The following is a 1,473-nucleotide window of genomic DNA, read 5'->3' as shown; positions in this document are numbered from 1 at the left end:
CATGTTTGGCATTTATGCTACGTTATCGCCTATTTATGGGGAATAACCACACTACATAGACTCTGCCTTGCCTAAATACCAAACAGTCTGCTGCAAATTTAACCTCGAAAGATAAACAGATCCTAAAGTAAATCTGTCAGCAATATACCCACGCCAATACGTTCTATATCAGTGTTATAATCTATTAAGCTCTCGCCATAACCATTAAAGTATTGTGCGTAACCACGTACACGACCCCAGAGTGGGAATGACCAATCTAGTTGAATGGCACCGCGATTATCTGAATTTAAGTTGTTACGTGTCATAAAGCTAAATTCATGATCATTAAGTCGATACGCACCGCTAAATTCAAAGTAACCCATGTATCGGTAAATATCTGGGTTATCGTCGCCTTTTGCTTCTAGAACATTTTCTTTTTCATCTTCAGTTATGCGGTACCAAGGTTTGAAGCTAAAAACAAAGCCTTCATTTTCCCAAATGAAATTAGCATAAATACGATTCCATGAGCGAGAGTTTGGCTGACTGCGGCCATTTGATTGATGCGAAATACCTAAAGCAATTGCCATTTCATCGCCCCAAGGAACGTTTTCTTGGTCGAGGTAATTAACCCAAAATATTTCTGGTTCATAGTTGGTTTCACGAAATGGTGAAGAAATTTCTGAATTATAAAGCTGCCAATATGATTGCAGCGTAAAGCCAAAAAATATTGCTTGATCGTCATCAGCAAAATCATCATAAAGCGGCACTTTAATAGAGAGCTGATATTTTGCTTCTAAATGATCAAGAGGTTCGCCGTCTTCTTCATCCGTTAATTCATCAAAGCCATCAAAAGGACGACTGTTAGGATGTGAGACGTACGAAAGAGGTAAAATATAGTTGCGTTTGTGTGGTGTAATTACATTTCTATTTTTTTTGCCGACTTCTTCACGTGCTTGGCGTTTATCAAGCGCGGTAAGTTGCTTCTCTTCTTCAAGGGCTGAACATTTTTTACGAAGATCGTCCAGAGTTTGCTTTCCATCTCCGCCAATAACTTCATTTAAAATACACTGTTTTACAAGCTCAATATTGTTGTCTTGCTCGTTTGTAGGGGCTTCTTCTTGTGCGAAGGCAGCGGTACTTATTAAAGCAGAAAGAGTGATCCAGTGGCGCCAGCTCATTGTAATTCCTTTGTGAGTTTGAGGGGGAGTTAGGTTAATTTAATTATAACGTCTTTTTACATATGTAACGGTGAACTTTTCCTGAATTTTTATTTAAATCCAAAAATATACGAATGCAAAGTAAATATAGATCAGAAAAAAAGCGGCCTAGGCCGCTTTTTAATGCAAATTAACCATTTTAGTTAATTTATACCAATTTTATTAAAAACATGATCATTCTAGCGTACTCACTAACTACGTTAAAAATTATTTATATAGAACAACTATGTACCATAATTTTAGCCTTGTTATTAAGCTATTTCCTTATCGTTATAAT

General features: G+C 36.7%; 1 protein-coding gene. It reads right to left on the bottom strand.

The annotated features are described in order from the left end of the window. Positions 1–122: 122 nt before the first annotated feature. Positions 123–1,157, bottom strand: coding sequence for a phospholipase A (locus CWB66_RS19065; protein WP_138586596.1), 1,035 nt, complete (start codon positions 1,155–1,157; stop codon positions 123–125). Positions 1,158–1,473: the final 316 nt, after the last annotated feature.

This window comes from Pseudoalteromonas sp. S558 (genome assembly GCF_005886635.1).
Classification (GTDB): Bacteria; Pseudomonadota; Gammaproteobacteria; order Enterobacterales; family Alteromonadaceae; genus Pseudoalteromonas; species Pseudoalteromonas aliena.
Note: the sequence above shows the minus strand (reverse complement) of the source record. Positions and strands in the feature narration are given on the sequence as shown.